This is a genomic window from Bacillus sp. FSL M8-0256 (assembly GCF_038005765.1).
Lineage (GTDB): Bacteria > Bacillota > Bacilli > Bacillales > Bacillaceae > Bacillus > Bacillus safensis.
Genome location: NZ_JBBOTU010000001.1, coordinates 383106 through 402020, shown reverse-complemented (window position 1 = coordinate 402020; position 18915 = coordinate 383106). Strand labels below are relative to the sequence as shown.

The 18915-nt window shown below is 42.6% G+C and carries 17 protein-coding genes; 6 read left to right on the top strand and 11 right to left on the bottom strand.

The window, feature by feature from the left end:
* From NSQ76_RS02175 to NSQ76_RS02165, 3 genes are read right to left on the bottom strand one after another with little or no spacing between them, the layout of a single operon-like run.
* Positions 1-1086 carry an ABC transporter substrate-binding protein gene (locus NSQ76_RS02175; RefSeq protein ID WP_024424301.1) on the bottom strand — a complete coding sequence of 362 codons (1086 nt, stop codon included), beginning with the start codon at positions 1084-1086 and terminating at the stop codon, positions 1-3.
* Positions 1083-3071, bottom strand: coding sequence for a hydantoinase B/oxoprolinase family protein (locus tag NSQ76_RS02170; protein ID WP_034624012.1), 1989 nt, complete (start codon positions 3069-3071; stop codon positions 1083-1085). Before NSQ76_RS02170 ends, NSQ76_RS02175 begins: the two co-directional genes overlap by 4 nt.
* Positions 3068-5128 (bottom strand): hydantoinase/oxoprolinase family protein, encoded by a 2061-nt coding sequence (locus NSQ76_RS02165; RefSeq protein ID WP_034624010.1) that lies wholly within the window; start codon positions 5126-5128, stop codon positions 3068-3070. Before NSQ76_RS02165 ends, NSQ76_RS02170 begins: the two co-directional genes overlap by 4 nt.
* A gap of 367 nt (positions 5129-5495) precedes the next feature.
* On the opposite strand from NSQ76_RS02165, the gene NSQ76_RS02160 reads away from it, so the two are divergent.
* From NSQ76_RS02160 to NSQ76_RS02150, 3 genes are all read left to right on the top strand, one after another.
* Positions 5496-5924, top strand: a complete 429-nt coding sequence (locus tag NSQ76_RS02160) for a NucA/NucB deoxyribonuclease domain-containing protein (protein WP_024424305.1) — start codon at positions 5496-5498, stop codon at positions 5922-5924.
* 127 nt (positions 5925-6051) lie between these two features.
* Entirely contained in the window at positions 6052-7749 is a 1698-nt protein-coding gene (locus NSQ76_RS02155; protein ID WP_034624006.1) for a methyl-accepting chemotaxis protein, read from the top strand.
* Positions 7750-7867: 118 nt separating this feature from the next.
* Positions 7868-8254: a competence protein ComJ gene (locus NSQ76_RS02150; RefSeq protein ID WP_034624004.1), complete on the top strand. Its 387-nt coding sequence runs from the start codon at positions 7868-7870 to the stop codon at positions 8252-8254.
* Position 8255: 1 nt separating this feature from the next.
* On the opposite strand, the gene NSQ76_RS02145 is transcribed toward NSQ76_RS02150, so the two are convergent.
* On the bottom strand, positions 8256-9062 hold the full coding sequence (locus NSQ76_RS02145) for an aminoglycoside N(3)-acetyltransferase (RefSeq protein ID WP_025092812.1): 807 nt from the start codon (positions 9060-9062) through the stop codon (positions 8256-8258).
* Positions 9063-9090: 28 nt separating this feature from the next.
* Positions 9091-9507 (bottom strand): Lrp/AsnC family transcriptional regulator, encoded by a 417-nt coding sequence (locus NSQ76_RS02140; protein ID WP_341052103.1) that lies wholly within the window; start codon positions 9505-9507, stop codon positions 9091-9093.
* A gap of 115 nt (positions 9508-9622) precedes the next feature.
* On the opposite strand from NSQ76_RS02140, the gene NSQ76_RS02135 reads away from it, so the two are divergent.
* On the top strand, positions 9623-10387 hold the full coding sequence (locus tag NSQ76_RS02135) for an MBL fold metallo-hydrolase (protein ID WP_034624002.1): 765 nt from the start codon (positions 9623-9625) through the stop codon (positions 10385-10387).
* 45 nt (positions 10388-10432) lie between these two features.
* Here the strand turns inward: NSQ76_RS02135 and NSQ76_RS02130 are convergent, their stop codons facing one another.
* Positions 10433-10762 (bottom strand): YckD family protein, encoded by a 330-nt coding sequence (locus NSQ76_RS02130; RefSeq protein ID WP_024424311.1) that lies wholly within the window; start codon positions 10760-10762, stop codon positions 10433-10435.
* A 182-nt stretch (positions 10763-10944) separates the two neighbouring features.
* On the opposite strand from NSQ76_RS02130, the gene NSQ76_RS02125 reads away from it, so the two are divergent.
* Together NSQ76_RS02125 and NSQ76_RS02120 are read left to right on the top strand one after the other, a co-directional pair.
* On the top strand, positions 10945-11817 hold the full coding sequence (locus NSQ76_RS02125; RefSeq protein WP_024424312.1) for a transporter substrate-binding domain-containing protein: 873 nt from the start codon (positions 10945-10947) through the stop codon (positions 11815-11817).
* A gap of 12 nt (positions 11818-11829) precedes the next feature.
* The gene (locus NSQ76_RS02120) at positions 11830-12507 is read left to right on the top strand and encodes an amino acid ABC transporter permease (RefSeq protein WP_034283291.1); all 678 of its coding nucleotides are present in this window, start codon (positions 11830-11832) and stop codon (positions 12505-12507) included.
* A gap of 117 nt (positions 12508-12624) precedes the next feature.
* Here the strand turns inward: NSQ76_RS02120 and NSQ76_RS02115 are convergent, their stop codons facing one another.
* From NSQ76_RS02115 to NSQ76_RS02095, 5 genes are all read right to left on the bottom strand, one after another.
* Positions 12625-13923 (bottom strand): arsenic transporter, encoded by a 1299-nt coding sequence (locus NSQ76_RS02115; RefSeq protein WP_024427264.1) that lies wholly within the window; start codon positions 13921-13923, stop codon positions 12625-12627.
* A 132-nt stretch (positions 13924-14055) separates the two neighbouring features.
* Positions 14056-15288 carry a PucR family transcriptional regulator gene (locus tag NSQ76_RS02110; protein ID WP_024424315.1) on the bottom strand — a complete coding sequence of 411 codons (1233 nt, stop codon included), beginning with the start codon at positions 15286-15288 and terminating at the stop codon, positions 14056-14058.
* A 126-nt stretch (positions 15289-15414) separates the two neighbouring features.
* Positions 15415-16962 (bottom strand): L-glutamate gamma-semialdehyde dehydrogenase, encoded by a 1548-nt coding sequence (gene pruA / locus NSQ76_RS02105; RefSeq protein WP_135032814.1) that lies wholly within the window; start codon positions 16960-16962, stop codon positions 15415-15417.
* A gap of 23 nt (positions 16963-16985) precedes the next feature.
* On the bottom strand, positions 16986-17903 hold the full coding sequence (locus NSQ76_RS02100; protein WP_341052099.1) for a proline dehydrogenase: 918 nt from the start codon (positions 17901-17903) through the stop codon (positions 16986-16988).
* Positions 17904-18064: 161 nt separating this feature from the next.
* Positions 18065-18835, bottom strand: a complete 771-nt coding sequence (locus tag NSQ76_RS02095) for a nucleotidyltransferase domain-containing protein (protein ID WP_341055749.1) — start codon at positions 18833-18835, stop codon at positions 18065-18067.
* Positions 18836-18915: the final 80 nt, after the last annotated feature.

The following is an 18915-nucleotide window of genomic DNA, read 5'->3' as shown; positions in this document are numbered from 1 at the left end:
CTATTTTCCTCCGCCTAATACTTCGTTCCATCGGTTTGTCCAATTGCCAAGCTCAGAGGTCGCTGTTTCATAATCTACCCACGTCAGCTTGCTGTAATAATTTTCTCCAACTTTCACTTTCCCCTTAATCTTGTCATCGTATTTCACATCAGAATTCGACATGCCATAATAAGATTTTTCCGAGAAAGCCTCCTGAGCTTCTTTTCCACTTAAGTAGTTTAATAGTTTGTACGCCGCTTCTTCGTGCTGATTTCCCTTCGTTAAAGCCCAGCTCGCAACAGCTGCAACAGCACCTTCTTTCGGATATGAGAAACCAATATCCATTCCTTCTTCTTCAAGTGCAAATACTCGCCCGTCCCAATATGGAACAGCCGCAACATCCCCACGTTCTAACAAGGTTTGAATCGATCCTGGGTTATCTGGAAAAGCAGCAACATGACCTTTTAACTGCGCGAGACTTTTAAATGCTTTATCAATATCCTTAGGATTTGATTCTGTCCCCCCTTGCGCATGAACAAGTGCAGAGAAAAATTGCAAACCGGCTGAATAAGTCGGAGATGAAATGGCTACCTTCCCTTTCAGCTGACTGCTCCATAGGTCAGTCCAGCTGTTTGGTTCCTGCTTGACGAGGTCTTTTCTATAAGCAATACCAAGCTGCCCCATACTAAAGCCTGCTGCATATTGTTTTCCATTCACAGTAAGCTTCTTTTGGACAGAACGGTAAAGCTTTTTGACGTTCGGCGCTTGATCTTCATCAATAGGCGCAAGAACGTTTGCCGCGATACCTCTTTGAATCGTATCAGGCTGTAAGATTAGTAAGTCATATGGTGGATTTTTCCCATTTGACGCTTTTAATTTTGTAAACCATTCAGAATCCGCCCCAGAGACGGTTTGCACTTTAATTCCTGTATCTTTTTCAAACTTTTCGAGGATTGGTTTGATATTCTTTTCCCAATCGCCTCCATATACGCCAACAATCACAGTCTGCTGCTGTTTGCCTTGATCCTTTCCATTTCCACCACAAGCGGTCAGCAGTACAACGATTGATAGGATCCCTGCAAAAATAGCGATTAATCTTCTTTTCATGATTCATTTCCCCCTTTTTGTCCATTCATTTGACGAAGTGCTTGAGTAATATCTTCCTTTGTTAACGGCTCATTTCTATGACTGAAATGTTGATGAACTGCATGTTTATAGTGCGTACGTTCATTAGCCGGATAGGAACGAAGCTGAACGGCAAGCTCACTGCTGGCTTCGTCCGTCCATACTTTCTCATAAGCTGCTCTTTGTTCTCCGAAATCCCACACGTCAGTAGATGGAGAATGATTAACCTTTTCACGCACCCTGCTCGTCTGCTCCTCATCAATCTTCCATTCATTTTGGTCTAAATATACTTTCACACCATATTGCTGCAGCGCTCTTTCTTCACTTAATAGACCTGCTTCCACTTCCTGAAGGACTTTTTCTTTCTTCCTGTCAAATGGATTCCCCCAGCCGCCTCCACTTGGTGAAATCAATTGAACGATATCGCCTTTATCAAGTCGCAAGACATCTATTTTGGGCTGGTCTTGTTTCTCACCATTAGCTGTGATCAGCTTGACCTCACCAACCGCTCCTGCTCGGCCGCCCATTAATCCCCAAGGCTGAAACTTCATCCGTTCCATTCCTCGTGCTGTCACCATCGATTCAGGCTTTATCATTTCAAATTCCAAACCAATCGCATGTCCGCCTCGATTTTCACCAGCTCCACCTGTATTCGGCAGAAGCTCATATCGGTGAACATGAATATCAATATGCTGTTCCAAACTCTCAATTGGGGTATTCTTCAAAAAGCCTGACGAATGATCAATACCGTCCACTCCATCAGTACCATTTTGAGCACCTCCGCCTCCGCCTAATGGTTCGACAACGGACATTTTCCTTCCACCCGTTTGATCATCAGGTACAGAGAGAACCACAATGGCAGATTGACCTGCACCTGCTGCCGGCACTGCTTCAGGCAGCAGCTTACCAATGGCGCCTAGCACGACATTGTACAGCCTCATCGTAATCGAGTGACGAATCCCGACAGAAGCCGGGTATTCTGGATGCACCAGCGTTCCTTTAGGAGAGATCACGTCAATTGGATACGTTATTCCACCATTAATCGGTATAAAAGGATCCTTACTAATGATGTAATTAATCAACCCTTGATAAAGAAAGGAATGTTTCTGACCATTGGTAACAAGGTTAAAGGCTGTTTTTACTTGCGGATCACACTCAGAAAAATCGAGCGTCAGCCGTTTTCCTTTGATCGTTAGCTTGATTTTCAACCGAATAGGGACGCCTGAGATCATATCATCATCTAAATAATCAGCAAATTCACTCGTTCCATCCGGTATAGCTTCAATGACCTTTCCAGCACGATCCTCGGCTTGCTTCAGCAAGTCTATCATTCCGTGTTTCACTTCGTTTTTTCCGAATTTCTCAATCATTTCTTTTAACCGAATATCTGCTGTATTCACTGCAGCAATCATCGCATTGATATCACCATCATTTAGATGACTAGCGCGGCTGTTAGCTCTTAACAAGGTACGTACGACCTGATTCTCTTTTCCGCCTTCATAAATTTTGACTGGCGGAATTCTTAATCCTTCTTGATGAACATCCGTTGCTGTCGGTGAAATACTCGAAGGCACAAGTCCACCCACATCACTGACATGAACAAAAGACCAAGCATAGCTTACGATTTCATCATCTACAAAAATCGGCTTAATGATATGGACATCTGGCAGGTGAGTCGCCAAACCATCTGTCGTATAAGGATCATTAGTAATGATAATGTCTCCTGGCTGCATCGGTCCGCTTTCTTCAATCGCTTTTTTTAGACTCAACCCTAAAAAGATCGTCACACCCACTGTCTTCGGATAAACAAAGAAATCTCCAGAAGGCGTGGCTAACGCTGTCGCAAAGTCAGCAGATTCTTTGACGAAGGTCGTAAATGACGTTCGTTCAATGACATGTCCCATGCCTGATGCAATCGCATTAAAATAACTGCGCATCATCTCAAGCTTTGCTGGATCAGTTCTCATAAAGCTGCCTCCTTTGAAATCACTAAGTTACCTGATGGATCAATGCTGCCTGCCCAGTTTGGCAAAATTAATGTTGTTGTATCATCCTGCTCAATAACGGCTGGTCCATTTACAATAGAACCTACTGACAGAGTATCCCGGTTATAAACCGATGCTTCGTATTCTTTTTCCTCTATAAAGATTCGTCTATATTCATATGGTTTCAAAGACTGTCCGCTGCTTTCATGACCAGGTGAAAAAGGCAGCGGAGGCGTCTCGCCTATGACTCGAACGCGCAAATGAGTAAACTCGATGTTTGCCTGATCATCCCTATGACCATATTGACGCTGATGCAATTTGTGAAATGCTTCAATGAGTTGGTGGATGTCTTGTTCTTGCTTTAGCCAATCAATCGATAATGGCAATTCAATCTCAAATGCCTGTCCTTGATAACGTGCGTCTGCTAATAATAGAATGGATGTCTGATTGATATGCTGAATGTCCTGCTGGCTGACCCAATCAGTCGCTTTTCGCGACAGCTTCTCATAATCTTGTTTTAGTTGGTTGATCGAATAGTCTTGTAAGCATATTTTCTTCGACAGCACCGCATCATGAATAAAGTCAGCGGTCAGAGCACCTAATGCACATAATGTACCCGGACTCGGAGGAACAACCACATTTTTCGCATGAATTTCTCTCGCAAGAAAATTCGCTACAACCGGCCCTGCTCCGCCAAACGCCAGCAAACTAAAATCTCTAGGGTCAAATCCTTGCTGCTCCATCACATTGCTTAATTCTGTGTACATATTGGCTACGGCTACTTGAATGAGCTGGTCAGCAGCCTCTTCAACCGTTTTGTTGAGCTGATCAGCAATTGGCTGAAAGGCCTTTTTCGCCGCAGACAACTGTAATTGTAAATGTCCTCCGGCAAAACGTTCTTGATTGAGATAACCGCATATAAGAAACGCATCAGTTAAAGCTGCTTTTTCTCCCTTTCCATACGAAGCTGGTCCCGGATTTGAGCCAACTGATTCTGGCCCCGCTTTTAGAAGTCCGCCCTGATCAATCCATGCTACCGAACCTCCTCCTGCTCCTATTGAATACATCGCAACAGATGGGAGAATAATTGGAAAGCCTGAAAGCTGATTGGATTGCGCCATTGTAGGCTGTCCATTTTGAATAATCGAGATATCTGCACTCGTCCCCCCGACATCAAAAGTGATCAGGTTGGGTTCACTAGCTGATGCTGCAATTCTCGCCGCACCGATGACACCAGCTGCCGGACCAGAAAAGAGAGTCTTAACAGGCGAAGTTGCCGCACTTTCTGCATCCATTAAACCACCATTTGATTGTGTAATGTATGGAGAAATTGGTACACCTTCTTCCTTCAAACGACTTTTCAGTGTTTGCAAATACTGTTTCACCTTTGGTTGAATGTACAAATTAACAACAGACATCACTGTACGCTCGTATTCCCTCATTTGAGGCCATAATTCAGATGAAGTAAGGACTTCTAACTGTGGATAATGATGATTGATATAGGCTTTTGCCTGTAATTCATGAACTGGGTTTTGATAACTATGTAAAAAAGAAATGACGATACCTGCTAGATTTTTAGATATAACATGCTGGACTGCATCATCTAACTGCTGCAGATGGAGAGGGTTTTTGATCGTACCATCGTGTATCAACCTTTCAGAGATTGGATATACATGTTTCCGAGGTATCAATGGTTCTGGCAAACGAGAATTGAAGTCATAAGGAATGGGTAGTCGTAAACGTTGAAGTGACAATATATCTTGAAATCCTTCTGTCACAAAAAGGGCTAAATCTGCTCCTTTTCGCTGCAATAATGTATTAAGACCGATTGTCATTCCGTGAACGAGGTATTGGATGTTGGATAAATCAACACCTCTTTTTTTTAGAAGATTTAACCCATTGATAATACCTTGGGCTGGGTCATCAGTCACTGTGGGTGTCTTGAGTTCAGTCAGCTCCCCTGTTGCTTCATTTATCAACGATAAATCAGTAAATGTTCCGCCTATGTCTATTCCGAGCCGGTATGAGACATCCGCCATTTGTACTTCCCTCCTACAATGTAATTAGAATCATATTTTGATAAATTACGACATTTTTTGATATTTGACTCCATATTATTAAAGCAGATCGGTCTAGTCAATTTTATTTTTTTGAAATTTCTGTGTGTTAAATTCTTGAAATTAGCTCAAAAAGCAGTGATAAAGCCATTTTGGATGAGCATAATCGTTTTATGCTCTACAAAATTAAAATTTTTATGAATTTCTACAAAAATGAAAAACAAGAAATCAAGTAAAATCTGTTTTTTGAATTTTAAAAGGCGTTTTTTCAAAACCAGGAGAAATTGGTAAGTAATTCTGCTATACTTCTGTTTACAAAATACGCAAACAAGAAAGAGAGCCAGCACCTATGAAACTTCTTAAAATGATTCTCTTGCTTTTATTGATTGTTATTGGTGTAGCAACAGGCTATATCCAGCTGGAGCAAGGGAAACAAGAGACAGCGAATTCATCTTATGACAAAACGATTCATTTTCCATCAGACCGCTACCCCGAAACAGCCAAGCACATAGAAGAAGCCATTGATGAAGGTCATTCATCCATTTGTACAATTGACCGTAAACATAGTGATGAGCAGAGGGATCGATCATTACATGGCGTTCCAACAAAGCGCGGGTATGATCGTGACGAATGGCCAATGGCAATGTGCAAAGAAGGAGGCACAGGAGCTTCTGTCAAATATGTACGCCCTTCTGATAATAGAGGCGCAGGCTCGTGGGTAAGTCATCAATTATCGGATGATCCTGACGGCACAAGAATTCAATTTATCATCGATTAGCAGCCTTTCCCTTTTCTATATTAAAAAAATTTTCACATGACTGCATGCAGGTATTTTAAACACTTTTTTCATGCCGATAATCCTTAAGGAGGGATATCCTACCTTATACCTAAAGGAGTTAAAAAGCATGAAGAAAAAGGGAAAACTGAGGCTTGGCGCCAAAATTTTGCTGATCTTTTTAAGTGTCCTCATCATCTTTTCCGCAGTTGTTGGTTATGTGGTGAATCGCGAGATGACAGAAAACATCAAGCATATGGCAACTGAAAAAGCAAAAGGTGATTTAAAACTAGGCTACGCCTACCTGAATGAAAAAGTAGAAGGCTCGTGGCAGATTAAAGAGGACAAGCTATTCAAAGGAAATACGCAAATGAATGATCATGACACATTGGTTGACCAATTAGCCGAATATACCGGTGATACAATCACGATTTTTCAAGGAAATACCCGCGTTGCTACGAATGTCATGTTAAACGGGAAACGAGCTGTAGGTACAGAAGTCTCTCCTGAAGTGAAGACCACTGTTTTAGATAAAGGAGAAAACTATTACGGCACTGCAAATGTTGCCGGGAAAGACTATCAAACGGCTTATATGCCGATCAAAAATGAAGCAGGCGAAACAATTGGTATTTTTTATACTGGCGCCAATCAAAGCATGATTTCACAAATGCTTCAGTCATTCTATATACAATTTGTCATCGTCCTTTTGTTAAGTCTGATCGTTTCGGTCATCATTATTTCTATTTTCACTAAACGGATTCAGGCACGCCTCAAGCATATGGCTTCTGCCATTAAGAGTGCAGGCGAAGGTGATTTAACCATCAATGTGACGGATACTGCTGGTGATGAATTGTCTGATCTGGCTGGCCATTTCAATAAGATGCGTGAAAAACTAAATCAAACCATTCTAAATGTCATGAACACGTCTGAATTAGTGGCCACATCCTCTGAGCAGCTGTCAGCTAGCGCAGAAGAAACGAGTGCAGCATCAGAAAAAATCACCTACACGATTCAAGAAGTGGCACAATCTTCAGAAGAACAGTCCACTCAAATGACAGCTAGTGAGCACAAAATGATTCAAGTATCAAACGAGCTGGCAAACATCACTGAAAATGCAGGACAAATGGCTTCAAGAAGTCACTCCGCACAAGAAGTGGCCCAAAAAGGTGTACACAATATCGGTGAAGTTCATTCACAAATGACGTCTATTGCCAAATCAATTGAAGAAAATGGTACAGCGATTCAAGCATTGGAAACACGTTCAGCTGAAATTGATCATATTTCCAAAGTCATTACAGATATCGCCAGCCAGACAAACCTGCTAGCTCTTAATGCAGCAATTGAAGCAGCACGGGCAGGTGAGCACGGAAAAGGATTTGCTGTTGTCGCAGACGAAGTGAGAAAGCTTGCAGAAGAATCTCAAGCATCATCAAACATGATTTCCCATCTCATTTCTGAAATACAAAAAGAGATGACTCATTCGACGAATGCCATCAAACGAGTAAGAGAGGAAGCGGCTCAAGGGGCTGTACTTATCTCTCATACAGAGGAATCATTTCATGATATCCAGCAGTCGATGAGAGAAATGGCGAATGGCATTAAGCATTTATCAAGTGCATCACAAAAAATCGCAGCTTATACAAACGATGCGAAACAGTCTTTTGTGTCTATTACAGAAGGCGTGAAACGAACGAGTGAACATTCACAGCAAGTAGCCGGTTTAACAGAAGAACAATTTGCTGCAATGGAAGAAGTAACAGCTTCATCAGAAGCGCTTGCCCATTTAGCAGGAGATTTAAAAGCAATGGTCTCGCAATTTCACATCTAGATCCCACACCAAATAGCGCAAGACGGCGACAATCGTCTTGCTGCCTAACTTTCTCCTCAAGAATCACTCTTTAACCATCACGTTCCAACAAAAATCCATAAATAAAGGAGTTTTTTATATGAATCACTTAAATCAAGCCTATTCCCTATCTATCTCCTACCACCAAATCACGGTATACACCGGAAGCGAAACACCACCTGTTATTGATTGGACAGATGAGGACATTCTTCAAGGATTTGCAACAGGAGATCAAGGAGTTTCCTTTGAAGGAATCAATAATGGGAAGGCGTCTATTATTGTGACATTAAATAGCGATGAGCCCCAAGCCTCGGTTGATAGAGCCATAACAGTTCCCTTTACGCTTACAAGTGACCAAGTTTATATCACAAGCGTCATGGCCCATGTGCTGTCTTTTTCCATTCCAAAAGGAAACTATCAACTTACCTGCTACACCTCACAGCAGCCTGATCAAGACGTTTATTATGTAAATTTCCAAACAGTGTAGATTACGACTGATCGTATAGATCAAGCCACTGTTCCGCATAGTCTACCGATTCTCTCATGGGCAGTAAATATGAACTGGCAAGTCCAATTTGATTGTGCTGATGGATGCCTCCTGATTGCAGAAAATCACGGCCAATCTGTTCAAATAGTTCTTCTCTTGTGATGATATCTTGGTACTCTTTCCATACCCTCCACCCATTCTCTAAAATAGGGGCTCCTCTTGTCATGAGGTCCTGTTGAGGGATTCGGTATTCAGCTAGATGAAAAGCTGTCATGCTCTCAAATGATGCGCCAAGCAGCAGCACTTGAGCATGAAGATCATACATGCGGCCAAGAGGCGACTGCTCTCCTAATCCAAAGGAAAGTGCATGGTGTTGCAGAATTTCATGTTTTCTTTTCCCCCAGGCGGTGAATGAAAAATGGGGATGATTGCTTCTCGCCACGCCTGGGTATTTCCAAAATGTTTCCGCCACCTTTCCCATTGCTGCTGGTGTCGTGTAAGCTGGGTCAAATGCGGGCATTGTTTCTTTGATCGATTTCCACCATGAATAAGGAACAGGCGGATCGATCCAATCGGCGGGATCAGAAAGCTCTAACGTTTGTGCCGGCATAATCAGTGTCCCTTCTTCTGTTAAGGTTTCCATCAATGCTTGTATGACGGCTACAGCGCCTCCATTTACCCAGCCGATTGATGATAAAGATGAATGAACACATAAAATCATGCCCTTTTTCACACCAAGTTGAACCAAGTCTGCTTTGATTCTTTCCTTTGTCATCGGTTCAGCTTGATTTTCGATTAATTTTTGCATCGTTCCTTTTCCTCCTGCGTCTCTTCTATTACTGATGAATGAGACGTTTAACCGCAATAGACAGTTTGTAATTTGCGTAATTCGTCAGCTCCGTTAAAAACTGATCAAGTTCATCATGACTGGAGAAATGCCCTTCAGCCATATAACAGCCTTCACCACTTATTTTGAACAAATTCTTGATTTCTTCCTTTTTATAAAGAAACGACAAAAGTGGTTCATGATGATGACTACGGGTACATAGCTGCAAAAAGGTTTGAATCGTCTTTTGTGTCTGCCAATCAATTGAAATGGTATATGCTTCAATCACGCCTTCTTCTTCTAGCTTTAACACCCGATTTGCAACAGCTTGGCCGGTTAAATGAACTTTTTCACCTAGAGCTTTCATCGTTAATCGGCTGTTCTTTGATAGTTCTTTTAAAATATTCATATCTGTTTGGTCTAGCATTGGCTCACCTCTTTCAAAAATCAAGCCCTTCTGCCAAAAGACTTTCATAATCCTCTGTCACGTAGAACTCTTTTAATATACTGTAAACTTAATCAGAAAAAAAGGAGGCCTTTTTATGAAAATTACACTCATTCGCAATGCGACTTTATACCTTCACTATGGTCATTCAACTTTTTTAATCGATCCCTTTTTAGCAGCAAAAGGAACATATCCACCGTTCCCTCATACAGCCAATCAACATTTGAACAATCCTATTGTGGAGCTTCCTGTAAATATAGATTTAGACAGTCTGTTACACCCAGATGCTGTCTTACTCTCTCATTTACATGTGGACCACTTTGACGACGAGGCCAAAAGGAAATTAGCTCAGGATCAACCAATTTATACTCAATCGGAGAAGGATCGAAAAGAAGTTGAAGAAGCTGGATTTCAGCATGTCACATGCATTGAAGATGAAATGGACATTTGCGGCGTTCATATTAAACGTACAGGCGGACAGCATGGGACGGGAGAAACGGCGAAGCGGATGGGGCAGGTGAGCGGTTTTGTTTTCTCTCACCCTGATGAACCTACCCTTTATATTGCAGGTGATACCATTTGGTGTGATGAACCGAAAGAGGTTGTGAATACAAGCAAGCCAGACGTCATTGTGGTCAATAGCGGGGCTGCTCAATTTTTAGAAGGCGATCCTATTACAATGACCAAGGAAGAGATTCTAGACATTCACCGTTCTCAGCCAAAAGCTCAAATTGTCGTCTGTCATCTTGAGGCAGTGAATCATTGCCTGTTAACAAGAGCTGCTTTAGAAGCTTACGTTCAAGAGCATCATGCAGATCAAGCCATTTTTGTCCCTCAAGATGGGGAAAGTCTCACCTTCTGATCGACAATAAAAAACCGGCACTTAAAGCTGCCGGTTTCATCATTATCATGGGCGATGGTGCTGTGGTTTTTTCAGCAATGGAACAAATCCGTTCTTTTTCAAATGAGTGTAATGCTCATCCATTCGTTTCGTGATGTGTGTGCCTTGTTCCTTTGTTAACACGCCGTACTGTACATATTTCTCAATGACTTCTTTTCGCTTAGAAAGAATTTGCTGCTCAAGGATTTCAATTTGTTTTTGTTGTTCTGCTGTTAATTTCACTTGATGTGTCACCGGGCGCTTTTCCATTTGAGGTGTTTCTCCATGAGCCGTTTCTATATGAAAACCAAATAACAGCATCATCGACAAGATGATCAAACTACTTATTTTTTTCATCATTGTTGTTCCCTCCTTTATTCGCCTTTATTTTGCGCTCGCTTTCCTTTTTTATACATTATTTCTAACACGCAAATTGCTTATAATATTCTTACTTTTTCACTTTTCTTCTGAAAACGTTGTCCTTATAGAGAAAGCGTGCTATGTTTTGTTTTGTATAAAAAATAGAGGAGGATTCTTAAATGAGTCGTTTTTATCATAAAAAACCTATATGGATCATGCTTGTTGTATCTGCTTTCATCCTTATCATGTCTGCTTGCAGTCAATCAGGCTCATCTCAATCTGAAGACACAAAGTGGGATCAGATTAAAAAGAAAGGGAAAATCGTGGTTGCAACTTCAGGCACCCTTTATCCAACTTCTTATCATGATACTTCTAATGGCAAGGATCAATTAACTGGCTATGAAGTAGAAGTCGTCAAAGAAGCGTTTAAACGTCTTGATGTGAAAGTAGAATTTAAAGAAATGGGCTATGATGGGATGCTGAGCGCCATTAATTCTGGTCAAGTGGATGCCGCTGCAAATGATATCGACATCACAGATGACAGAAAAGACAAGTTTGCCTTTTCAACCCCTTATAAATATTCCTACGGAACGGCTATCGTTCGGAAAGATGATTTATCTGGCATTAAAACTTTAAAAGATTTAAAAGGAAAGAAAGCAGCAGGGGCTGCCACAACGATTTATATGGATGTTGCTCGTAAGTACGGTGCAAAGGAAGTCATTTATGATAATGCGACAAACGAGCAATACCTAAAGGATGTTGCAAACGGCCGTACAGATGTTATTCTAAATGATTATTACTTGCAGACACTGGCTCTTGCTGCATTTCCTAAACTAAATATTACAATTCACCCTGACTTGAAGTACATGCCGAATGAACAAGGTTTTGTTATGAAGAAGGACAACAAAGAGCTTCAAAAAGAATTAAATCGTGTATTAGGCGACATGAAAAAAGACGGAACAATGAAAAAGATTTCTGAGAAATTCTTTAATCATGCAGACGTCTCTAAGAAAATTGATGCTGATGTCGAAGATGTCGACATTTCCAAATAAGGAGCCGCAATCGTGGGAGATATTCATTTAGAATATATATTTAATCCTGCACTGGCAAAGGCGTCATTTCCGTTTGTTATGAAAGGCATCTGGCTGACGCTGCTCATTTCCTTTGTGAGCATGTTTTTTGGTACCATTCTTGGCTTTTTTATCGCTCTTGCCAGGATGGCGAATTCATGGATTCTTCGGCTGCCTGCACGACTGTATATCTCATTCATGCGAGGCGTGCCCATTCTGGTGATTTTGTTTATTCTCTATTTTGGATTCCCCTATATCGGCATTGAGTTCACAGCGGTCACTGCCGCCATTATTGGGTTCAGCTTTAATAGTGCTGCCTATATTGCAGAAATTAACCGGGCGGCCCTCTCCTCTGTTCCAAGTGGACAGGTGGAAGCTGCTAAATCATTAGGTCTCAGCTATTGGCAAACGATGCGTGGTGTCATTTTGCCCCAATCCGTCCGCATCGCCCTGCCGCCATTGACCAATGTCATGCTCGATTTAATCAAAGCTTCCTCACTGGCAGCAATGATTACTGTACCAGAGCTCTTCCAGCAAGCAAAAATTGTAGGCGGACGAGAATTCGATTATATGACCATGTATATTTTGGTCGCACTCATTTACTGGGGCATTTGCAGTGTCGTCTCATTGCTTCAGGACTTTTTAGAAAAACGCTATGCGAAATATCTGTAGCAAAAAAAGAGCAGATCTCATGGATCTGCTCTTTTTCAGCGTGATAGAAAACCTTTGCAGCCCTAAGCACTGGAGCGCAGACCTGCGGGCGAATGCGAGGATTTGTCTGCACGATAATTAATGAATAAGCCATAACCATACATATAACCCGAGTAATGTGAGAATCAAGGTTGGGATGGTCAGGATGATCCCGGCTTTCATGTACGCCCCCCAAGAGATATGGACGCCTTTTTTCTTTAAGACATGAAGCCACAGCAATGTCGCCAATGAGCCGATTGGGGTCATTTTCGGTCCAAGGTTGGAGCCGATGACATTGGCATAAATCAGTCCGTCTCTCATGACACCTGCTGTATCTGTATGTCCAATGGCAATCGCATCAATTAAAACGGTCGGCAGATTGTTCATCACAGAGGACAGCACTGCGGCAAGCACGCCCATAAACATCGTTCCTGCAAGCAAGCCATGTGAAGCCCCTTGTTCAATCCATGCCGCCAATATTTCTGTAAGACCGACATTTTTCAGTCCATATACGACGACATACATACCGATCGAGAAAAACACAATGGACCACGGCGCTTCTTTGACCACTCGCTTTGTCGCTACTTGTGGACTTCTTCTCGCCAGCCACAAGAAAGCAAGGGCAATCCCGCCTACGATGATGGACACTGGAATACCGATCAGCTCCCCCGCAAAATAACCCACAAGCAGACAGCCGAGCACATACCAAGACAAACGGAACATACGGATATCTCGAATAGCTGACGCCGGTTCCTTTGCCTGTGACAGATCGTAGGTTTTTGGGATAAGCTTTCGGTAAAATACATACAGAACCAGCATGCTCGCTCCAAGCGACACAAGGTTTGGCACGAACATATTCGCTGTATATTCTAGAAAACCAATATGAAAATAGTCGGCTGATACGATATTGACCAGGTTACTAATGACAAATGGCAAGGAGGTTGTATCTGCAATAAAACCGCTTGCCATCACAAAAGGAAGCACCATACGCTCATCCAGCTTCAACGCTCTCACCACAGATAAAACGATTGGGGTCAAGATCAGTGCCGCTCCATCGTTGGCAAAAAAAGCAGCCACAACAGCGCCGAGCAATGTTAAGTAAATAAACATGCGGACACCGTTGCCTCTTGCGGCTTTTGCCATATGCAGTGCAGCCCATTCAAAAAAGCCGATCTCATCTAAAATTAACGAAATGATAATAATGCCAATAAAGGCAAAGGTCGCGTTCCATACAATTTGCGTGACTTCCCACACATCGCCTAGATGAACGACACCAAAGGCAAGTGCAAGAATGGCGCCTCCACACGCTGACCATCCTATGGTGACACGTCCTGGCTGCCAAATGACAAGGACGAGGGTCATGATGAAAATCAAAATGGCTAAGGTGACTGATCCCAAAGGTGGCCCCCCTTTCACTTTTCTCATAAAATCTTTATCTATCATACAACGAAATGCATCAGTTGTATGCCATTTTCGCATGTCACATGAAAACCCGCAGGTGATCCCGTGCACCTGCGGATTCCATCATCATTATTGATCTTTTTTCATCAGCATCAATTCAATAAATAACTCACATCTCTGGCTAAAATGACTTAAGTCGATCGAAGTCATGTCAAAAATTTGTTTCATTCGATAGTTTAATGTATTTTGATGAATAAATAACTGCTCCGCCGCTGGCTTTAGCTTGCAGTTATTCAATAAGTAGACTTCCAGCGTTTTTAAAAACGAAGTTTGACTCTCGCGGTCTTTTTCCTTCAAGCGTAACAAATCTGGATTGAAGTCGTTTTTCTTTTTTTGATGGCTGTAAATAGAGTCTAAAAACCGGAAGACCCCTAAATTCTCATAATCATATGGAATCAGTTCTTGCCCTCCGACAATTTTTACTGCCTTGACGACCTCTATCGCTTCAAATCGACTTGTACTCATTTTCATGACATCACGATACTCTCTTCCCATCCCAATATACAAAGGGGAAGGATGGGCATTCGTTTTTGATTGCAGATGTGCGATGACATCAGCGGCAGTCGCTTTCGGTGAGTGCCGGTCTGACAGGCTGCCTAATATAACGACAATATCTGCTTGAACCGAATAGACGTGATTCACTTTATCCTCTAGCTGCAAATACGTTCGAATGACATCCTTCACATCTTCTGCCGTCTCACTTTTGTTATCGGCAGCGTGCACGACCATAACGGTAAATACGGCTGGCAGTGGAATGCTTAAGTTCTCAGCCTCCCATTTCAGCTCTTCTTCAGTATAAAAATGATCATCCATGACCTTTTTGAAAAACTCTTCAATCTTCCCTTCCTTTTTCTCAAGCTGTTTCTTATTCTTATAAATCACTTTTCCAACCTGAAAGGAAGCTTCGTGTAAAAATTGCAGCTCCTCCTGAGAGAGGGAGTCCTCAATGTCCTGCACCCAAATAAAGCCTACTACCTCTTGTTTATGCTTGGCGCTCACAGCCACCCGCCGATTAAATCCGAGCTCGTCATGGCCGCTCACATAAAAAGGCTTTGACTCCTTGTGAAGCCGCTCAATTACCCCTGTTTTCTTTAACCAATCGACCACAGACCCCGGACATTCCTTGGAGAAAATCGTTTGCTGATTGACTGGGTCAAACTGCTGAATGCTGTAAGAATTATAAGCAAGGAGCTGACACTCTGTGCTTTCTAAAATGACTGGTTTTTTTAAATAGCCGCTAATAAATGCAATTAATTTATCGACATCAAAAAATGTATGAAGCTTTTCTAATATCTCTTCCATCCCGATTGCTCCCTGATTAAGTGATACATTTATCATACTTCTTTCCAGTCAGATTTGTATAGAAACAAGTCGCAAGCAGGCAAAAAAAGCATGAACCCATCAGTGCAGGTTCATGCTTTTTCCATATTAAAACATTTCACTAATCGTTTTTGCCTGCATGTGCAGAGCTAGGTAATCTGGACCGCCTGCTTTTGAATCCGTTCCTGACATTTTGAAGCCGCCGAATGGGTGATAACCAACGATGGCACCTGTGCAGTTACGGTTAAAGTAAAGGTTCCCTACATGGAACTCCTGCTTCGCACGGTTGATGTGATCACGATTATTCGTAATGACAGCACCTGTTAAACCGTATTCTGTGTTGTTGGCTACCTCAAGTGCCTCATCAAAGCTAGAGACTTTCGAGAAAGCCAAGACTGGTCCAAAGATTTCTTCTTGCATTAAACGGGAAGTTGGCTCAAGATCTGCAAAAATGGTCGGGTGGATAAAGTATCCTTCCGAATCATCACTCGTTCCGCCAGTGACTAAGCGGCCTTCCTGTTTGCCAACCTCGATATAATCCGTGATCTTGTCAAAGGACGCTTGATCAATGACAGGTCCCATGTAAACATCGGCAGAAAGTGGGTTGGCTGTTGTTTTCGTTTCTGTGATTTCCTTCACTCGCTCAACCACTTGGTCATACAGCTTCTCATGGACGACAGCCCGAGATCCAGCTGAACATTTCTGACCTGAAAATCCGAAGGCTGATGTGAAAATGGCATTAGCCGCTAATTCAACATCTGCATCCTCATCGACAACCACTGTATCCTTACCACCCATTTCAGCAATGACACGTTTTAAATGCTGCTGGCCTGGCTGCACTTTTGCCGCGCGTTCAAAGATACGTGTCCCTACTTCTCTTGATCCAGTGAATGTAATCAGGCTTGTTTTCGGATGATCTACTAAGTAATCCCCGACCTCTGCTCCGCTTCCTGGTACAAAGTTGACAACACCCTTTGGAAGACCAGCTTGCTCAAGCTCTTCCACAAAACGGGCTGCAATGACAGGCGTCGCACTTGCGGGTTTTAAAACAACTGTATTCCCAGTGACGATTGGCGCTACTGTTGTTCCTGCCATGATCGCAAACAAGAAGTTCCACGGCGGAATCACGAGCGTCACGCCAGTTGGTGTGTAAACATATTGATTGCGTTCGCCTTCGCGGCTGTTCACTGGTTTGCCTTTCGCCAGCTCCAGCATTTGACGGGCATAATATTCTAGGAAGTCAATCGCTTCTGCTGTATCTGCATCTGCTTCATTCCACGGCTTACCTGCTTCTTTGACAAGAAGGGCTGAATACTCATGCTTTTTACGGCGAATGTTTGCCGCAGCTCGGAATAATACGCCAGCTCTTTCTTCTGGAGACGTGTAGCGCCATGTTTCGAATGCTTTCGCTGCTGCTTGAACCGCTTGTTCTGCCTCTTCCTTCCCGGCCTTTGATACGGTTCCAACCACTTCATCCTTTTTCGCTGGATTGATCGAAACAATCTTGTCTTTCGTTTCAATTCTTTCTCCATTAATCACGAGCGGATAGGTTTGACCAAGTGATTCTGTTACTTTAGCTAATGCTTGTTCAAACGCTTTGCGGTTTTCTTCCTGGCTAAAATCCGTGAATGGTTCATGTTTGTAAGGTGTTGTCATTTTTGTCACGCTCCCGTTTCAAATTATTTTCTCGTCATCCCTTTTAGAGCAAAGGCAATGTTTGCCGGCCGTTCTGCAAGGCGTCTCATGTAGTAGCCGTACCACTCTCGTCCATACGGAGTATAGACCCTCATTTGATAGCCTTCTTTCACAAGTGCCTGCTGCGTTTCTGATCTCATGCCGTACAGCATTTGAAATTCGAACTGACTTGTCTGTATATTGTGTTTTTTCACAATATTTTTTGTGAACTTGATCATTTGATCGTCATGTGTCGCAATGGCTGTATAGTTCCCTGAGAGCAATTGTTTTTCGATCAGCTTTTGATAATTCAGATCGACATCTTTTTTGTTTGGATACGCCACTTCGGCGGATTCCTTATAGGCACCCTTTACAAGTCTTAAAAATGGCTGCAGCTCATTTAGGTCATCAAGATCCTTTTCTGTTCTGTACAAATACGCCTGCAAGACCGTACTGACATACTCATATTGAGATTTCATCTCTTTAAAAATGTCCAGCGTTTTTTGACAGCGCTGTTCATCCTCCATATCGATTGTCACCATGATACGGTGTTTCTCTGCCGTATCTAAAATACGTTTCATATTGTGATACACAAGGTCATCGTCAATATCCAGGCCAAGGGATGTCATTTTGAGTGACACATGGGAATTGAGTCCCGCCTCAGCAATCCGCTGAATGGTTTGAATACACTCAGTCGTCCGTTCATTGGCAATCTCTGCCTTTGTGACAAACTCACCAAGGTGATCAACTGTCACAGCCATTCCTTGGTCATTTAATCGCTTGATAACAGGGATGGCACTCTCAAAGTCCTTCCCTCCGATGATTTTCTTAGATGCAACAGCACTTCCCCAATTACGAGCAATATGGTTCAAGAGACTGCTCTTTGACAAAAACAAGAAGAAATTTCTTGTGACCGACTCCATAAAGGGCACCTCCCACTCTTTGTAAGCTATGTCTTTATTGTAAAGCTCATAAGCTGTCCGCTACAATATTTGAAGATGACAAAAATTCTGACTTTTTTTGTGGTTTTATCACAATAAGAGATAAAAAAGAGCCTGCCGTGATCCGGCTGGCTCTTCCCTGCTTACGCCCACACCTCATCAAGGGTAGACTGCAGCAGCTCATTTAATTCTTGCAACAGGTTGTCTTTCGGCTGATTGTAGCTTTTCACCAATTCATCAAATCGCGCGAGCTCTTTGTCGATAAATGGATGGACATAAGCGAGGCGGTTCTCTACATCCATTTCTTCTCCGTCCATTTTACGTTTGAGCAGCTCATGGATTTCCGCTAAAAGCGGACCTTCCTCCACTAGTTCTTCGAGCAGTTCATGAAAGTCCATCGGCGGAACCGTCCTGTATCGTTCAATCCACTGACAGGCAAGCAGCGGACGAAGTACATAGAAATACTTCTTGATTCGCACCTGCTCTCCTCGTAAATGCCGGCTTTCATTCCGCTTCGCCATATTGAGGTAATGATACATCAATGCTGGAGGATAAAACGCTCGGTCCTTTAATTCTCTTAGCTGCTTTGCCAAAGAGAAGGATTCAGCATAGATGATGTCAGACGACAGCCATTCCATGATGGACGGATTCGATTTATTGAATAAGCGAAGTGCCTTTCTAAGCTCCCAGCCGCTGATATCAAGCACATCATCAATCGGCCGTTCAAGGACATCACGATGTTCTTCCATTGCCCAATACCATTCTTTTCGAGGAACATATAAAAAACGAACATCGTAATCACTATCAGTCGAGGGGAATCCCCAAGCCCTGCTGCCTGATTCAACCGCGAGGCAAATTTTTACGTCATACGTTTCTTCGATGATTTTCAGCTCTTCCTTGATTCTCTCTCTCATCATCCATCAACTCTTTCTATAGAAATCTGCATGACTTCTTCACGTTTTGGTAAAATACGAATAAGACATATATGAAAAAG

What these genes read in the sequence shown, in the direction of transcription:
- NSQ76_RS02110 (WP_024424315.1), bottom strand. Translation starts at nt 15,288, where the DNA reads ATGGAAGAGATATTAGAAAAGCTTCATACATTTTTTGATGTCGATAAA.
- pruA (WP_135032814.1), bottom strand. Translation starts at nt 16,962, where the DNA reads ATGACAACACCTTACAAACATGAACCATTCACGGATTTTAGCCAGGAA.
- NSQ76_RS02100 (WP_341052099.1), bottom strand. Translation starts at nt 17,903, where the DNA reads ATGGAGTCGGTCACAAGAAATTTCTTCTTGTTTTTGTCAAAGAGCAGT.
- NSQ76_RS02135 (WP_034624002.1), top strand. Translation starts at nt 9,623, where the DNA reads ATGAAAATTACACTCATTCGCAATGCGACTTTATACCTTCACTATGGT.
- NSQ76_RS02155 (WP_034624006.1), top strand. Translation starts at nt 6,052, where the DNA reads ATGAAGAAAAAGGGAAAACTGAGGCTTGGCGCCAAAATTTTGCTGATC.
- NSQ76_RS02170 (WP_034624012.1), bottom strand. Translation starts at nt 3,071, where the DNA reads ATGAGAACTGATCCAGCAAAGCTTGAGATGATGCGCAGTTATTTTAAT.
- NSQ76_RS02165 (WP_034624010.1), bottom strand. Translation starts at nt 5,128, where the DNA reads ATGGCGGATGTCTCATACCGGCTCGGAATAGACATAGGCGGAACATTT.
- NSQ76_RS02125 (WP_024424312.1), top strand. Translation starts at nt 10,945, where the DNA reads ATGAGTCGTTTTTATCATAAAAAACCTATATGGATCATGCTTGTTGTA.
- NSQ76_RS02140 (WP_341052103.1), bottom strand. Translation starts at nt 9,507, where the DNA reads ATGCTAGACCAAACAGATATGAATATTTTAAAAGAACTATCAAAGAAC.
- NSQ76_RS02095 (WP_341055749.1), bottom strand. Translation starts at nt 18,835, where the DNA reads ATGAGAGAGAGAATCAAGGAAGAGCTGAAAATCATCGAAGAAACGTAT.
- NSQ76_RS02175 (WP_024424301.1), bottom strand. Translation starts at nt 1,086, where the DNA reads ATGAAAAGAAGATTAATCGCTATTTTTGCAGGGATCCTATCAATCGTT.
- NSQ76_RS02150 (WP_034624004.1), top strand. Translation starts at nt 7,868, where the DNA reads ATGAATCACTTAAATCAAGCCTATTCCCTATCTATCTCCTACCACCAA.
- NSQ76_RS02160 (WP_024424305.1), top strand. Translation starts at nt 5,496, where the DNA reads ATGAAACTTCTTAAAATGATTCTCTTGCTTTTATTGATTGTTATTGGT.
- NSQ76_RS02130 (WP_024424311.1), bottom strand. Translation starts at nt 10,762, where the DNA reads ATGAAAAAAATAAGTAGTTTGATCATCTTGTCGATGATGCTGTTATTT.
- NSQ76_RS02145 (WP_025092812.1), bottom strand. Translation starts at nt 9,062, where the DNA reads ATGCAAAAATTAATCGAAAATCAAGCTGAACCGATGACAAAGGAAAGA.